Origin of the sequence: Amaricoccus macauensis (genome assembly GCF_014201905.1) — a bacterium.
GTDB classification, from domain to species: domain Bacteria; phylum Pseudomonadota; class Alphaproteobacteria; order Rhodobacterales; family Rhodobacteraceae; genus Amaricoccus; species Amaricoccus macauensis.
Map to the genome: position 1 here is coordinate 927,209 of NZ_JACHFM010000002.1, position 13,588 is coordinate 940,796.

The window sequence follows — 13,588 nt, forward strand, 5'->3', positions numbered from 1 at the left end:
GGCAGCGTTCGGCGTCGTTGCGAGGGCTCGCACGAGCGGGTAGCCTCGCACATTCTCGCAACCACAAGGCGGACGAACCGGTGCCCGGAACCCTGATCTTCGATATCGGCAACGTGCTCCTGCGCTGGGAGCCGCGGGCGCTTTTCCGGCAGCTCCTGCCGGATGACGCGGCGGTGGATGCCTTCCTCGCCGAGGTCGGCTTTTCCGAGTGGAACCACCAGTTCGACGCCGGCCTGCCCTGGGACGACGGTGTCGCGGCGCACTCCGCGCGCTTCCCGCACCGGGCCGAGCTTATCGCCGCCTATCACGCCCGCTGGCACGAGACGATCCTCGGCCCCGTCGAGGGGATGCCGGAGCTTCTCGCAGAGCTCTCCGCCGCCGGCGTGCCACTCTACGCGATCACCAACTTCTCCGAGGCGAAGTTCTCCGAGACGCTCGAGCGCCATCCGTTCGTGGCCAACAGCTTCCGCGACATCGTTGTGTCCGGCACGGAGCGGCTGACGAAGCCGGAGCCCGAGATCTTCCGCCTCTGCCTCGACCGGAATGGTCTCGCGGCCAGCGATGCGGCCTTCATCGACGACTCCGCGAAGAACGTGGCCACGGCAGACGCGCTCGGACTGAAGGGTATCCTCTTCACCGACGAGCCCGCCCTTCGCCGCGCGCTCCGGGACGAGATCGGGCTTGCGGTCTGAAGCCGCTCAGAGGTTTTCCGGGGTGAAGACGTCCATGGGGAGCACGATCTGGTTCGGCACCCGTGGCCCCTGCTCGTCGAGGGCCTGCGCCACCGCATCGACCAGCCGCTCCGCCAGCCGCTCGATCGGCTCGCAGATCGCCGCGGTCAGCACGCCCTCGGCGAGCGCCGCGCGCACCTCGGGCTGAAGCGAAGGGCAGATCATCGCCGGTCGGCGCTCAGGCTCGATCAGCCGCAGGCCCGCAACGCCTCCCGCCGCGCCCCCTCCGGCGAGGTAGACCCCCACCAGATCCCGGTGGCGCTCGGCAAGCTGAACGATGGCATCCTGCGTCGCCGTATCGGACTCCGAGTTCACCACGGCGTCGAGGACCATGAACTCCGGGGCTTTTTCGCGATAGTACGAGCGAAAGCCCATCTCGCGCAGCTCGTGCCCGTGAAAGCGCCGGCTGCCGACGATCACCGCCACCTGCCCCACGCGCGGCGCGCATTGCCGGATCAGCCAGCCTGCCGTCCGGCCCGCCTTGCGGCTGTCGATGCCGAGATAGGACGTCCGGACCGCCGGCGCACAATCTGAAAGCAGGGTGAAGACCGGGACGCCCGCGTCCACCACCTCAGCGATCGCCGCCGCCACCGCCGCGTGGTCCGGGCTCACCAGTGCCACCGCATGGCAGCGCCGCGCCAGGCGCCGCAGGCGCAGGGCGATATCGTCGGGATCGTCATCGACCCAGTAGTCGAGCCGCGCCACCCCGCGAAACACCCGCGACCCGGCGATCGCCCGCTGCAACTGGCGCGCAAGGTCGGCGTAAAACGGCTCGTCGGGCCGTTGCAGCAGCACGCCGACCGCCACCTCCGGCAGTTGCTCGCGCAGCCGCGAGCGGATGAGCCCGACCGCGTGGAAGCCGATCCGCTGCGCCGCCTCCAGCACCCGGCGCGCGGTATCCTCTCGCACGGGAAGCCGGCCGTTCACCACCCGGTCCACCGTCGCGACGCTCACGCCGGCCTCGCGCGCCACGTCCGCGACCGTCGGACGGCTCACCATGCAACAACTCCCCCGCGCGTTGGTTTCTGATAGAACCTGATAGATTTCATGGCAACGAAAATTGCGATTCGCACCGTTCGCACGTATCCCCGAGGCAGGAACGACGGGCTTTCGGGAGGCGATCATGGTGGACGAAACGCTGGCCGACTTCTCCCCGATGGGAAAGACGCGCGGCGGCCGCGGGCGCGATTACAGCCTGCTCGGCCCCGACGCCCGGCGGGCGGTCGAGACCGGCCTGAAGGCCGCCGAGTGGTATCACACCGACCTGCCGCGCAAGGAAATGAAGGCGTTCATGCAACGCTCCGACCAGCCGGCGATCCGCGACACGGCGATCTGGATCGGCTGCATGGTGGCCTTCGCAGGTCTTGGCATCGGCATCTGGGTCTCGGGCCATCCGTGGCTTTCACTGCCGTTCTGGCTCGCCTACGGCGTGCTCTACGGCTCGGCCTCGGACTCGCGCTGGCACGAGTGCGGCCACGGCACGGCGTTCCGGACGCAGTGGATGAACGATTGGGTCTATCAGATCGCGTCCTTCATGATGATCCGCAACCCGTACACCTGGCGCTGGAGCCACACCCGGCATCACACCGACACCTACATCGTCGGCCTCGACCCCGAGATCGCCATCATGCGCCCCCCCGCGATGTTCAAGCTGTTCCTGAACTGGTTCGGCATCATCGACGCCTGGCACAGCCTCGGGCGGATGCTCCTGAACGCCAGCGGCCGGATCCATCCGGAGGAGGCGACCTTCATCCCCGCGTCGGAGCAGCCGAAGGTGATCCGCGTCGCCCGGATCTGGACGCTGATCTACGCCGCGACCATCGCGCTCTCGATCGCCTTCCAATCGATCCTGCCGCTGATGGTGATCGGTCTGCCAAGGCTCTACGGCGCGTGGCACCACATCATGACCGGGCTCCTGCAACATGGCGGCCTTGCCGAGAACGTGCTTGACCACCGGCTGAACTCGCGGACGGTCTACATGAACCCGGTCTCGCGGTTCATCTACTGGAACATGAACTACCACGTGGAGCATCACATGTTCCCGATGGTGCCCTACCACCAGCTGCCGGCGCTCCATGAGCGGATCAGGCACGACCTGCCGGCGCCGAACCGCTCGATCGCCGCGGGCTTCGCCGAGATGTGGCCGGCGGTCGTGCGTCAGCTCCGCTACGAGGATTACTTCCTGAAGCGCGAGCTGCCGCCGACGGCAAAGCCCTACCGCGCAGACTTCCACGCCGAGGCGCTGGGCGCCACCTGAAGCCTGCAAGGTCAGATGAAGTAGATGCGGTCCGGCAACTCGTTCGGGCCGCTTTCCGCGCTCGGGTAGTGCTCGACGAGCACGGTCGAGCACATCCCGATCGCCGCGATGAAGCCGTCAGCGACACGGCCCTCCCGCACATGCGCAATCAGTGCATCGACGGCACCCTGCCAGTGCGACTGGGGCACCCGCTCGGCAACGCCGTCGTCAGCGATGATCCGGGCGTAGTGCTCGGCCAGCGACACGAAGATCAGGATGCCTGAGCGCTCCTCCTTGCGCGAGACGCCCCGGGTGAAGAACTGTTCCGTCGCCACGCGAAACGCCATCGCCCGCCGTGCCCGGCGCGGGATCAGCGCCACCCGTACCGGCGGCAGGCAGAGCAGGATCGCCCCGACCAGAAAGACCAGAACCTGCACCGAAAGGATTGTCGTCACCGAGAGCGTGGTGAAGGCGACGAGAAGCCACGGCGCGACCAACGCCGCGATCGCCGCGAGCAGGATCGGCAACGCGCCGCTGTCGGCCGACTGATCGGCGAGCACGCAGACGATTTCTCCGCTCGTCTTCGTCTCGACATCGCGGATTGCGGCGGTGATCCGGTCACGATCCTCGGGAGACATCTCCATTACCAGCTCCCCGATGCGCCGCCGCCACCGGACGACCCGCCGCCGCCGGAGAACCCGCCACCCCCGCCGCCGAACCCGCCGCCGCCGCGCCCACCGCCGAAGCCGCCGGAGCGCCCGCTGCCGGAGGTCACGAGGAGGGCGAACATCACGTTCATCACCAGCCGGCGGAAGCCCGGCGAGATGGTGAAGAGTGCGAAGAACCCGAAAAACCCGGCGATCAGCAGCCAGTCGGGCGGCCCCGCCTCAGGCTGACGGTCAAGACGCAGGTCGGGCCGCGCCGCCCATTCGGAGGCGTCGGTGGTGAGCACGGTGATGATGTCGTCGACACCGCGCACGACGCCGCCACTGAAATCCCCGGCCTTGAACCGTGGGGTGATGGCGTTGGCGATGATGACGCTCGAAAGCGCGTCGGTCAGCGTGCCTTCGAGGCCGTAGCCGACCTCGATCCGCACCCGCCGCTCGTTCGGAGCGACCAGCAGCAGCACGCCGTTGTTCTGCGTCGCCTCCCCGAGCCGCCATGCCCGGAAGAGCTCGTTGGCGTAGGGCTCGATGGCCTGACCGTCGAGCGACGAGACGGTCGCAACGACGAGCTGGATGCCGGATTTGGTTTCCAGCTCCACGAGCTTCGGCTCGATGTCGGCCTTCGCCTCCGGCGAGAGGATGCCCGCCTGATCGACGATGCGGCCGGTCAGCGGCGGAAAGGTCTGTGCCCAGGCAACCGCCGCGATGAAGACAAGGGCGACCGCAAGCAGCCACGCGCCGGGGCGCGAGGCACTGCGACCGCCATGTCCCATCAGGCGACCCAAGGCATCAGAACTTCACGGTAGGCGGGGTCTGGGCGGCGTCGTTCGCGGTGAAGTCCGCCATCGGCTTGGTGCTGCGGAAGACCGTGTTCGCCCAGATGATGCCCGGGAACGTGCGAAGAGACGTGTTGAAGGCCCGCACTGCCTCGATGTAGTCGCGCCGGGCGATGGTGATGCGGTTCTCCGTCCCCTCAAGCTGCGATTGCAGCGCGAGGAAGTTCTGGTTCGACTTCAGGTCGGGATAATTCTCGCTGACCGCAAGCAGCCGCCCGAGCGCACCGCTGAGCTGGCCCTGCGCCTCCTGGAAGGCCTTGATCTTCGCCGGATCGGTCAGATCGTCCGCGGTGATGGTGACTTGCGTCGCCTTGGCGCGGGCCTCGACCACGGACGTCAACACGTCCTTCTCCTGCTGGGCATAGCCCTGCACCGTCGCGACGAGATTGGGGATCAGGTCCGCGCGGCGCTGGTAGTTGTTCTGGACGTCGGACCACCGCGCCTTCGCCTGCTCTTCCAGCGTCGGAATGGTGTTGTAGCCGCAGGCCGAGAGCGCCAGCGCGAGAAGCGTGAGCGCAAGGCCGGCGCGAATGCGCGCAAGTTGATAGGTCATGGTCACCCTCCTCCAACGAGCGAGAGGATAGGCGCGCTTTTCGCGAGTGGGAAGGGGCTTTGCGGGCGGGCCTTAACGCGGCCCGCGCCGGTCTAGCCGCAGGCGCCGACGTGGCCGCAGGCGGTGCAGAAGTCGCAGCCGTCGCGGCGGATGAGGGTCGGATGGCCGCATTCGGGGCATGTCCGGCCCGCGATCTGCGCCGGGGCGGAGCCGGGTGCGGGCGCGTCGGTCCAGAGACGGGCCGAGCCCGCCCTCGGGAAGCCGGCCGCGTCCAGGACCCCGAGCATCTCGTAGCGGTGGATGAGCAGCCGTGCCACATAGGCAATCGTCGAGGGCTGCACCGCCTGCTTTTCCGAGCCGGGCACGCGCGCGAAGAAGTCGCCCTGCGCCTCGGGCAAGTCCTTCAGGCCGCGCAGCTTCTTCCCGATCCAGGCCGGGTCGATCACCCGCATGTCGAGGCTGAGCGACCGGGTGAGGCCGTTGAACTCCAGCGGATAGGCACCCGAAAGCCAGACCGAGAACGGCCGCTTGGTGCCATCGGGCAGGACGCACTCCTTCACGAACATCGCGAAGTCGTCGCCGGTCGTCGGGTTCAGGATATCGACGGTCCAGGACAGCGTGCCGTCGACGCCGGATTTCGGCTCCTTGCGGGAGAACATCGCATCGACGAGCGGCGTCGCGTCGTCGTCGCCATCGAAGACCCCGAGGGCGCGGCAGCGGTATTCGACGACCCGCGCGAAGGCGCTGACCGCGCCCTGCACCGGCACCGGCCGGCCATCGGGCGGCATCGGCATGGTGAAGGGCGCGCCGGGCGTCTTCGCGAGGCTCTCGAGCTTCAGCGCCAGCCACGCGGGATCCTGCGCGCGCATGTCCATGGAGAGGTTCTTCGCCAGCGCCGCCAGCCCGCGCGGCGTCTGCTCGCCGTTCACCCAGACCTCGAAGGGATGCCGCGAGCCATTCTCCACATGGCCAACGAAGACCGCGAACCGCCGCTCCGGCGCCTCGACCATGTAGGTCCAGGACGGCGAGCCGTCGGTCAGCTTCGGCCGGTGCGGCCAGCGCAGCGCCGCGAGCGCCACCTGTGGCGCGTCGGAGATGCGGATCCGCCGGTCAGGCTCGGACTGGTCGAGATCCTGCGGCGCCTCGGCCGCCTCGACCGAGAGCACCGAGCCGAGCACGCTGTTCGGCCGGTAGGTGGTGATCCCCTTCAGCCCGGCGTGCCACGCTTCGAGATAAAGCGTCTCGAAGTCCTCGAAGGGATAGTCCTCCGGCACGTTCACGGTCTTCGAAATCGCCGCGTCGATCATCGGCTGGATCGCCGCCTGCATCAGCATGTGATCACGCGCCGAGATCTCAAGGGCATTGACGAAGGCTGGCGGCAGCGCGGCCGGATCGCCGCCCTTCGCACGCCAGAGCCGCCACGCGTGATCCTCGACCCGGTACTCGCGCATGCTGCCATCGGCCTCGCGCTTCTTGCGGGTGTAGAACCAGGAATACGCGGGCTCGATGCCATTCGAGGCGTTGTCCGCGAAGGCGAGGCTGATGGTGCCAGTCGGCGCGATCGAGAGCAGGTGGCTGTTGCGCATGCCGTGCGCCCGGATCTCCGCCCGGATGTCGTCGGGCAGGCGCGAGGCCATGCCGGACGCGAGGTAGGGTTCCGCATCGAAGAGCGGGAACGCGCCCTTCTCGCGCGCGAGTGCGACGGACGCCCGATAGGCCGCGTCGCGCATGGTCCGCGCGATCTCCGCCGCCTCGGCCCGCGCAGCCGTGGTGTCGTAGCGCAGGCCCATGAGGATGAGCGCATCGCCGAGACCGGTGAAGCCAAGGCCGATCCGGCGCTTCGCCTCCGCCTCGCGCGCCTGCTCGGGCAGCGGCCAGACCGTCGTCGTCAGCACGTTGTCGAGCATCCTGACCGCGATCGCCACCGTCTCGGCGAAACGCGCGTGCTCGAACGCCGCGTCAGGCGTGAAGGGGTCCGTCACGAAGCGGGTGAGGTCCATCGACCCGAGGCAGCAGCAGCCGTGATCGGGGATCGGGATCTCGCCGCAGGGGTTCGTCGCCTCGATCGTCTCGCAGTAGTGGAGGTTGTTCTCGCCGTTGATCCGGTCGAGGAAGAGCACGCCGGGTTCCGCCGCCTCGTAGGTCGACCGCATGATCGCCGACCAGAGCTCGCGCGCCCGGATCGTGGCGTAGACCCAGACGCCGTCTTCCCGCTGGCGCGCGCCGGCGGCGATCTGCGCCGGGCCGGGCTCGGCCTTGTGGACAAGGTCGAATTCGCCATCCGCCTCGACCGCGCGCATCAGCGCGTCGGGCACGCCGACGGAGATGTTGAAGTTGTTGAGCCGGCCCGCCTGACGCTTGGCGCCGACGAATTCGAGGATGTCCGGGTGGTCGGCACGCAGCACGCCCATCTGCGCGCCGCGACGGGCACCCGCACTCTCGACCGTGGCGCAGGACTGGTCGAAGACATGCATGTAGCTGATCGGACCGGAAGCAGCGCTGGCGGTGCCGTGAACCCGCGCGCCGCGCGGGCGGATCGCCGAGAAGTCGTAGCCGACGCCACCGCCCCGGCGCATGGTCTCCGCCGCCTCGCGGAGCGCGATGTAGATGCCGGGCTTGCCGTCCACGGTCTCGGAGACCGAATCGCCCACCGGCTGCACGAAGCAGTTGATGAGCGTGACCTCGCGGATCCCGGTGCCCGCCGCCGCGTTGATCCGCCCGCCGGGAATGAAGCCTGCCTCCAGCGCCCGCAGGAAATCGGCCTCATGCGCGCCGGGATCATCCTCGACCGCGGCCAGCGCGCGCGCCACGCGCGAGCGCACCGCACGCACCGCGTCCGGGCCGTCGAGCCCGCGCTCCGCGCCCTTGGCGTACTTCTCGCGCAGCACGTCGAGGCTCACCTCCTGCCAGGGCAGGGTCACGCGGGCGGAGCCGGTCGTGGGATGCTGGGGACTGTTCACGGGAATACCCTGCGGGCTGTCGGCGGGGGCTTCAAAGATAAGTGCGAGGGGTGCCCCAGTCAATTGCGGAGCCGGCGGAGCACCGGTATATCTTGGGTAACTCGCGGAAGCTTTCCGCTACACGTAGTGAGTCCATGGGCGTTCACCTGATCAAGCTCTGCGTCGGCGCCGAGGCGGTCGAGGACCTCTTGGCCTGGCAGGCCGACCGGATCGCCGAGCGCCGCGCCGCCGGCCTCGATCCCCACCCGTATCACGTCACCCGGATGTGGCCGAAACGCGCCGACGAACTTACTGACGGCGGCTCGCTCTACTGGGTGTTCCGTGGGCTCGTCCTCGCGCGGCAGCGCGTCCTCGGGCTCGAGGCGCGGCAGGGCGCGGACGGGATCGCGCGGTGCGCCATCCGGCTCGACCCGGAGGTCGTGCGCACGGTGCCACAGCCGCGCCGGCCGTTTCAGGGGTGGCGCTACCTGCGCCCGGAAGACGCGCCGGCCGACCTCGCCGCCGGCCAGGCCGAAGCGGACTTGCCCCCGACCCTCGCCGCCGGTCTCGCCGAGCTGGGAGTCCTCTAGCCATGCGCCCTGCCCCGATGCTGATCGCTGCCGCACTGGCCGGTGCCCTCGGGGCCGCCACGCCCGCCGCTGCCGCGTCGGCGTTCAACTACGACGAGCTGGGCTTCGAGTTCTGCCGGCTGACGCTTGCCGGCGATCTCGCCGGCCTCCGGCCGCTCCTGTCCCGCGGTCTCGTGAGGGCTCTCGATCAGGCCGCGGGGAACCCGTCGCTGCCGCCGCCGGACGTGCTGTTCCAGACCTACACCACGCCCGTGCCGGTCTGCGGCGCCCGCACGGTCAACGCGGCGCTGGTGCAGATCACCCGGAGCCAGCCGGACGGCACCGGCTGGAACGACTACATCGTCGTGGTGCCGGAACCGGACGGCCAGACCCGCATCGACGACGTGCTCTTCGCCATCCGAAAGAGCGACACGCTGATGTCGCGACTGCAGGGGCTCGCCGGGCAGGACTGAGACCCCACGCGGGAGCCGCCCGGGCGCTCAACGGTGGGCGAGAATCTCGCCGAGGAAGGCGCGGGTGCGGGCGTGGGTCGGGTTCGAGAAGAAGCGCTCCGGGTCGTTCTCCTCGATGATCTCGCCATCGGACATGAAGATCACCCGGTCGGCCACCTGTCGGGCGAAGCCCATCTCGTGGGTGACGCAGATCATCGTCATGCCGTCCCGCGCGAGGGACACCATGGTGTCGAGCACCTCCTTCACCATCTCCGGGTCGAGGGCGGACGTCGGCTCGTCGAAGAGCATCGCCTTCGGCTCCATGCAGAGCGCACGGGCGATCGCCACGCGCTGCTGCTGACCGCCGGAAAGCTGGGCGGGATACTTCTCCGCCTGATTGCCGATCCGCACCCGTTCGAGATAGCGCCGCGCGGTCGCCTCCGCGTCCGCCCGCGAGAGCTTGCGCACCCGCATCGGCGCGAGGATGCAGTTCTCGAGCACGGTCTTGTGCGGAAAGAGGTTGAACTGCTGGAAGACCATCCCGACCTCACGGCGCACTGCGTCGACCACCTTCTGGCTGTCGCTCAAGCGGTGTCCGGCGACGACGATCTCGCCCTTCTGGATCGTCTCGAGGTGATTGATGCAGCGGATGAGCGTCGACTTGCCCGACCCCGAGGGGCCGCAGAGCACGATCTTCTCGCCGGGCAAGACGGTGAGGCTCACGTCCTTCAGCGCCTGGAACGAGCCATACCACTTGTCGACGTTGCGCATCTCGATCATGGAGGCCGTCCCCGGCCGTACTGTTGCCATATCTGTTCCCTACTTCGAGATACCGGCCGCCATGCGCCGTTCCAGGTGGCGGCCATAGAGCGACAGCGGCCAGCACATCAGGAAGTACATCACGCCGACGATGCCAAAGACCACGAGCGGTTGGTAAATCTGGTTCGCGACGATCACCCCGGCCCGCGTCAGTTCGATGAAGCCGACGATCGCGGCGAGCGACGTGCCCTTCAGAAGCTGCACGAGGAACCCGACCGTCGCCGGCAGGGACAGCTTGAAGGCCTGTGGCAGGAGGATGTCGACCATCCGGCTCCGCGACGGCAGGCCAAGCGCCTCGGCGGCCTCGGTCTGGCCCCTCGGCACCGCCTGGATCGCCCCACGCCAGATCTCGCCGAGATAGGCAGAGGCGTGCGCGGTCAGCGCGAACGCCACCGCCGCCCAGGCCGGTACGTCGAAGCCGAAAAGCGGTAGTCCGAAGTAAACCACGAAGAGCTGCATGAGCAGCGGCGTGCCCTGAAAGAGGCCGATCCAGCCGATCGCCGGAATGCGCAGCCACGGGCTCTTCGAGACGCGCATCAGCGCGACAAGGAGGCCGAAGGCGATGCCGCCGGCGAAGCCCACTGCCGTCAGCACCAGCGTCCAGCGGAGGCCCTCCAGGAGGTAGGTGAATTCGAGCGTACCCATCGGCTCCTCCCTCAGCGGTCGGGATAGGCGAACGCCCGCCGGCCGATCGCCGCGAGCGCCCACATGGTCAGCAGCGAGATCACCAGATAGATGCCCGTCAGGGTGAAATAGACCTCGAAGCTGCGAAACGTCTCTGCCTCGATGCGCTGGCCGACGGAGGTGAGCTCGTAGGCCGAGATCGAAGTACAGATCGCGGTGGTAAGCGTCAGAAGGATGAACTGGCTCGACAGGGAGGGATAGATCGCCTTCAGCGCCGGCTTCAGCACGATCATGCGGAAAACCTCGCCCCTGTGCAGCCCGAGCGCGAGGCCGGCCTCGGTCTGGCCCTTCGGGATCGACTCGACGCCGCCGCGGATGATCTCGATCGCGTAGGCGCCGCCATTGAGCCCGAGCGCGAGGATTGCGGTGATCGTCGGGTTGAGGCGGATCCCGGCGAACGGCAGGGCAAAGAAGATGAAGTAGATCTGCACCAGAAACGGCGTGTTGCGGATGACCTCCACGAAGGCGGTCACGAGCAACGTCGGGATACGCCGCTGTGCCCGCAGCACCGCCACCCCGCCGACGCCGATCACCATGGCGAGCGCCATGCCGAAGACCGCGAGGAGCATCGTGCCAACCACGCCCCACGCGAGGGCCTGCCAGGCATTGGTGACGACGCTGAAGTCGAGGGTCATCCCGCGGCCCCCGCGCTGTCGTCCTCGTCCCAAACCGGAGCCCAGGGAAGGTTCGACAGCCGCTCGCCGCGCGCCAGTCCGAAAATCGCGGCCATCTCCGCCTCGCTGAGCTCGAAATCGAAGATATCGAGGTTCGCGCGCATGTTCTCGACGCGGGACGAGCGCGGAATGGCGCCCACATTGTCCTGCTGGATCAGCCAGCGCAGCGTCACCTGCGCGGCAGACTTGCCATGCCGGCGGCCGATCTCCTGCAGAAGCTCGCTCTGAAACACCTTGCCACGGGCGATCGGCTGGTAGGCGTTCAGCAGCATGTCGGCACGGCGCATCCGCGCGAGGAGCTTCGCCTGCGAGAGATACGGGTGGTACTCGACCTGATTGCAGAAGAGATCGGCCTTGTGGACGTCGAGCGCCTCGTCGAGCAGCGGCACGGTGAAGTTGCTGACCCCGATGAGCCGGGTCCGCCCCCGAGCCTTCTCATCGGCGAAGGCCGCCAGGGTCTCGCCGAGCGGCACATCGCGCCCCGGCCAGTGGACGAGGAGCAGGTCCACCTGGTCGAGCCCCAGACGTTCGAGACTCTCGCTCACGCGCTGATGCACCCGCTCGGGCGCGAGATCGTCGTACCAGATCTTGGTCGTCACGAAGAGCTCGCCCCGGGGCACGCCCGCGGCGGCGATGGCGCGGCCGACCTCGGCCTCGTTGCCATAGCGGATGGCGGTGTCGATCTGGCGATAGCCGATCTCGATCGCGGTCCGGATCGCTGCCTCACCGTCCGGGCCGGTGAGTTCGAACGTTCCGAAGCCGAGCGCCGGGATCGCCTCGCCGCGGATAGTCTTCTCGATCATGGTCCCATCCCCCTCAGGCATCATCTCGTCCATTGCGCCGCCCCCACGGTACGGGGACAGCCCGTCGAAGCCGGCTCAGGTCCCCCGCGTGCCGCCCAGCATCTCGGCGAGCGTGACCGTGCGGTCCTCCCGCGCCGCCACCTCGACGGCGAGGGTCGCGGCCAGCGTCGCGAGCCCGTCGCGCGCGCTGACGAGCGGGGCCGCCTCGCGGCGGATCACCGCCACGAAATGCTCGAGCTGGGTCACATAGGTTTGCGAGCCGTCGCCCGGCCGATGCTCGCGGACGAGCGGGTGCTGCCAGTGCTGGCCGGGCGCGGCGTGGCGCCAGAGGTAGAGGTCGGAGACCGACAACGCCCCGGCGCGCCCGGCGATGAAGAGCGACGCCCCCGGCTGGCTCGGGTGATAGAGCGCCTGACCGGAGGTGTACTCCCACGCCCACGGGCTGACCGCCGCGTCGGAGATGACGAAGCTGCCGAGCACGCCGTTCGCGAAACGGATGGCGACACTCGCCGTATCCTCGACCGGGAAACCGCGCGTCGCGGACGAGGTGAACGCGCGCACGCTCTCGATCTCGCCCACGAGGTGACGAAGCGAGTCGATGTCGTGGATCAGGTTGATGAGCAGCGGCCCGCCGCCGGGCTGGCGCCGCCACTCGGCGCCGAAATAGTCGTCGGGCTTGTCGAACAGCGTCATGCCGTTGACCGCCACCAGCGGCCCGAGCTCTCCCCCTCGATCACAGCCTTCGCCGCGCGGATGTCCGGGCTGTGCCGGCGGTGGTGGCCGACGAGCACCGGGACGCCGGTCCGCTCCGAGGCTTCGGCGATCCGGGCTCCCGCCGCGACCGTGTCGGCGACCGGCTTCTCCACAAGGCTCGCAATGCCGCGCTCGATGCAGGCCAGCGCTGCGGCCTCATGCAGCTGGTTCGGCAGCGCGACGATGGCGCCGTCCGGCCGGACCGCCTCGAGACCCGCGACGTAGTCGGCGAAATGCGGCACCGACAGGCGCGCGGCGAGCGCCTCGGCGGCGGGCGACGGATCGCAGATCGCCGCGAGTTCGGTTGCCGGATGAGCAACGATCAGCCCGGCGTGCTCGCGCCCGATCAGACCCGCGCCAAGGACTGCGATCCGCGTCATGCAGTCCAGTCCTTCATCGCCCGGAGCGCGAGGCGATAACCGAGCGCCCCGAAGCCCGCCATCACCGCGGTGGCGGTTCGGGAGACGAGGGATTTATGATATATTTCCTCGCGTTGGTGCACGTTCGAGATGTGAAGTTCGATCTTCGGGCCATTGAAGGTCTTGAGCGCATCAAGGATCGCGATCGAGGTGAACGTGAAGCCGGCGGGGTTGATGACGATCCCCGCGGCCTGCCGGCGTGCCTCGTGGATCCACTCGATGATCTCGCCCTCGAAGTTTGACTGGCGAAACACCACCTCAAGGCCAAGCTCCGCCGCGTCGGCCTCGCACCAGTCGCGGATCTGGTCGAGCGTGATGCTGCCGTAAATGTCCGGCTCACGCTCGCCGAGCAGATTGAGGTTGGGGCCGTTCAGGACATAGATCGTGGGCACGCGACCCCTCTCCTCGGAAAATCAGTGGGACAACCCGGACCCGCGGCGGCCACACGCGGGCCG

16 protein-coding genes are annotated in these 13,588 nt (G+C 68.6%); 4 read left to right on the forward strand and 12 right to left on the reverse strand.

The window, feature by feature from the left end:
• The first annotated feature begins 80 nt into the window (after nt 1–80).
• A complete protein-coding gene (locus HNP73_RS11870; RefSeq protein ID WP_184149333.1) occupies nt 81–692 on the forward strand; it encodes an HAD-IA family hydrolase in 612 nt (203 codons plus the stop codon).
• A gap of 6 nt (nt 693–698) precedes the next feature.
• Here the strand turns inward: HNP73_RS11870 and HNP73_RS23675 are convergent, their stop codons facing one another.
• A complete protein-coding gene (locus tag HNP73_RS23675) occupies nt 699–1,730 on the reverse strand; it encodes a LacI family DNA-binding transcriptional regulator (protein ID WP_184149336.1) in 1,032 nt (343 codons plus the stop codon).
• 124 nt (nt 1,731–1,854) lie between these two features.
• On the opposite strand from HNP73_RS23675, the gene HNP73_RS11880 reads away from it, so the two are divergent.
• Nucleotides 1,855–2,988: a fatty acid desaturase family protein gene (locus HNP73_RS11880; protein ID WP_246399737.1), complete on the forward strand. Its 1,134-nt coding sequence runs from the start codon at nt 1,855–1,857 to the stop codon at nt 2,986–2,988.
• Nucleotides 2,989–2,999: 11 nt separating this feature from the next.
• Here HNP73_RS11880 and HNP73_RS11885 read toward each other — a convergent pair whose 3' ends face one another.
• From HNP73_RS11885 to HNP73_RS11900, 4 genes are all read right to left on the reverse strand, one after another.
• Complete coding sequence (locus HNP73_RS11885; RefSeq protein WP_184149338.1) at nt 3,000–3,611, reverse strand: TPM domain-containing protein; 612 nt, start codon at nt 3,609–3,611, stop codon at nt 3,000–3,002.
• Entirely contained in the window at nt 3,611–4,405 is a 795-nt protein-coding gene (locus tag HNP73_RS11890; RefSeq protein WP_184149341.1) for a TPM domain-containing protein, read from the reverse strand. The genes HNP73_RS11885 and HNP73_RS11890 overlap by 1 nt, the downstream gene beginning before the upstream one ends.
• Nucleotides 4,406–4,421: 16 nt before the next feature.
• Entirely contained in the window at nt 4,422–5,021 is a 600-nt protein-coding gene (locus HNP73_RS11895; protein WP_184149344.1) for a LemA family protein, read from the reverse strand.
• A gap of 92 nt (nt 5,022–5,113) precedes the next feature.
• Nucleotides 5,114–7,981: an adenosylcobalamin-dependent ribonucleoside-diphosphate reductase gene (locus HNP73_RS11900; RefSeq protein ID WP_221288481.1), complete on the reverse strand. Its 2,868-nt coding sequence runs from the start codon at nt 7,979–7,981 to the stop codon at nt 5,114–5,116.
• A 134-nt stretch (nt 7,982–8,115) separates the two neighbouring features.
• On the opposite strand from HNP73_RS11900, the gene HNP73_RS11905 reads away from it, so the two are divergent.
• Both HNP73_RS11905 and HNP73_RS11910 read left to right on the forward strand, forming a co-directional pair.
• Nucleotides 8,116–8,550 carry a DUF1489 family protein gene (locus HNP73_RS11905; protein ID WP_184149347.1) on the forward strand — a complete coding sequence of 145 codons (435 nt, stop codon included), beginning with the start codon at nt 8,116–8,118 and terminating at the stop codon, nt 8,548–8,550.
• A 2-nt stretch (nt 8,551–8,552) separates the two neighbouring features.
• Nucleotides 8,553–9,002, forward strand: a complete 450-nt coding sequence (locus HNP73_RS11910; RefSeq protein ID WP_184149350.1) for a hypothetical protein — start codon at nt 8,553–8,555, stop codon at nt 9,000–9,002.
• A gap of 27 nt (nt 9,003–9,029) precedes the next feature.
• Here HNP73_RS11910 and HNP73_RS11915 read toward each other — a convergent pair whose 3' ends face one another.
• The 7 genes from HNP73_RS11915 to aroQ all read right to left on the reverse strand — a co-directional run bounded on the left by HNP73_RS11915 (nt 9,030) and on the right by aroQ (nt 13,525).
• Nucleotides 9,030–9,761 carry an amino acid ABC transporter ATP-binding protein gene (locus tag HNP73_RS11915; protein ID WP_184149353.1) on the reverse strand — a complete coding sequence of 244 codons (732 nt, stop codon included), beginning with the start codon at nt 9,759–9,761 and terminating at the stop codon, nt 9,030–9,032.
• A gap of 39 nt (nt 9,762–9,800) precedes the next feature.
• Nucleotides 9,801–10,445, reverse strand: coding sequence for an amino acid ABC transporter permease (locus tag HNP73_RS11920; RefSeq protein ID WP_184149356.1), 645 nt, complete (start codon nt 10,443–10,445; stop codon nt 9,801–9,803).
• A gap of 11 nt (nt 10,446–10,456) precedes the next feature.
• On the reverse strand, nt 10,457–11,119 hold the full coding sequence (locus HNP73_RS11925) for an amino acid ABC transporter permease (protein WP_184149359.1): 663 nt from the start codon (nt 11,117–11,119) through the stop codon (nt 10,457–10,459).
• On the reverse strand, nt 11,116–11,961 hold the full coding sequence (locus HNP73_RS11930) for an aldo/keto reductase (RefSeq protein WP_184149362.1): 846 nt from the start codon (nt 11,959–11,961) through the stop codon (nt 11,116–11,118). Before HNP73_RS11930 ends, HNP73_RS11925 begins: the two co-directional genes overlap by 4 nt.
• A gap of 75 nt (nt 11,962–12,036) precedes the next feature.
• A complete protein-coding gene (locus tag HNP73_RS22900; protein ID WP_221288483.1) occupies nt 12,037–12,669 on the reverse strand; it encodes a Gfo/Idh/MocA family protein in 633 nt (210 codons plus the stop codon).
• A complete protein-coding gene (locus HNP73_RS22905; protein ID WP_221288484.1) occupies nt 12,651–13,094 on the reverse strand; it encodes a Gfo/Idh/MocA family protein in 444 nt (147 codons plus the stop codon). Before HNP73_RS22905 ends, HNP73_RS22900 begins: the two co-directional genes overlap by 19 nt.
• A complete protein-coding gene (gene aroQ, locus HNP73_RS11940) occupies nt 13,091–13,525 on the reverse strand; it encodes a type II 3-dehydroquinate dehydratase (RefSeq protein WP_184149365.1) in 435 nt (144 codons plus the stop codon). Before aroQ ends, HNP73_RS22905 begins: the two co-directional genes overlap by 4 nt.
• Nucleotides 13,526–13,588 lie beyond the last annotated feature (63 nt).